Origin of the sequence: Acidovorax sp. K2F (genome assembly GCF_025246485.1) — a bacterium.
Taxonomy (GTDB): Bacteria; Pseudomonadota; Gammaproteobacteria; order Burkholderiales; family Burkholderiaceae_C; genus Acidovorax; species Acidovorax delafieldii.
The window spans coordinates 1-1,421 of record NZ_JAOBSQ010000094.1 but is presented as its reverse complement, the minus strand read 5'-3'; the positions used below and the strand labels follow the sequence as shown (position 1 = coordinate 1,421).

General features: G+C 56.7%; 1 protein-coding gene. It reads right to left on the bottom strand.

Going from position 1 to position 1,421, the window contains the following annotated elements:
* Positions 1 to 249: 249 nt before the first annotated feature.
* A partial coding sequence (locus tag N4G42_RS25390) for a phospholipase D-like domain-containing protein (RefSeq protein ID WP_260669169.1) occupies positions 250 to 1,421 on the bottom strand: 1,172 nt, incomplete at its 5' end.

Sequence of the window (1,421 nt, the reverse complement as noted above, 5' to 3'; positions counted from 1 at the left end):
TTAGTGTTCAGATGGCCCGGAATACGCTGATCGGAGAGCTAAAAATCCGCCACCGTAACTCTTCGCCAGTGAGGGGGCCTTTGCGGAGCTGAACTGCCGGAAGACCGATCGCCAATTGCCTCCAGTCAATATGCGAATCGCTCAGCGAAGCGCCCCCTTCGTGAAGGAAGGCGCCCTACGCTCCTCAATGACACACGTGAGAGCTGAACACTGAAACGGCCAAGCCGTTGTTTCCGCCTATTGCTCCTACTACTCACCTAGGAGGTATGTACGGACATCTGACTGTCCTGGCGCCATGTACTTGTCCTGCCAGGTGTCATTTTCTTTGAGGAATCCTTTGTCAACAGCCTTCTCCACATTCTTGCCAGCAAGTTCGGCTTCACGCCAAATCTGCTCCTGGACTGCACGAAAACGGTAGTGCTCGTGAACGTCCAACACATGCACCGCGTAGGCACAGGCGAGGGCCCTATTGCCTCGAATGATCGCCATGTTCTCGTCATTGGCGTAGGAAGCCTTGAATCCAAGGTTGTGGCTGCCAGTCACCACCACGCAGTCTGCTTCTGACATGGGATCGATCACCACCACTTTGTCGTGCACGATGGCGTGCCCGATCTTCAACAGTTCTCTGTCGAAATTTCCCACGGGATCCCGCAGCGCAGCCGCGCGTACCATCAACACGTTGGGCGCTCCGGCAGGTGTGTAGATGGCGGGAAGCGTCACCTTCGGGTCCTCAGGGTCGCGCGGCTGGTAACCCGGCATGGCAGTGGGATCACTGATTGCTCCAGCAATGAACAACCCCGGTTTGTGGCGCCCGAAAGCCAAAGCCGCAGAGACGGCGGTGTTAGCGTCCTCCTGCTGCTCTGCCGTGCGCCCCGGATTGAAAACAAGAAAGAAGATCGCGTGCTTTGCTTTGGCCATGAGATCGAACAAGATCTCCAAGTCCGGAGGAACAGTGCGGGTGGCCGCTGTTTTCCGCGTGGGTGTGTTGGGCGAGAACCAAAGCTGCACCTGCGTAGCTCCGTGATCAAGAACCGCTTCTGAAGGCGTGCTGTTTTCCTTTCGCAGATCGACCCCCTGGTTGGCGTTGTTCGCCTTGGACAAGGGATCGGGCACGGGCTGCTTGTCCTTGTATAGATGGTTCCAATAGGTCAGGTAGTGACTCGCAACTTCGCTGGAACGAAACACTACTGCATTGTTTGTCTGAGCGCACAAGCCCGTGGGCGTCCAGTTGGTACTTCCTGTCCATACGGCCTGAGGCTGATCGTCGACCACCAACACGGCGAACTTGTTGTGCCCAATGCCTGAAGAAGTGTTGAACATCCGGTCTTGCATGCTCCGCGTCTTCAGCTTCTTCGTTCCAATGGCAGTGCGCAGCCGCTGGCGAGCTTCAGCGTTGGTCACGTCCCACTCACCGGTTTTCA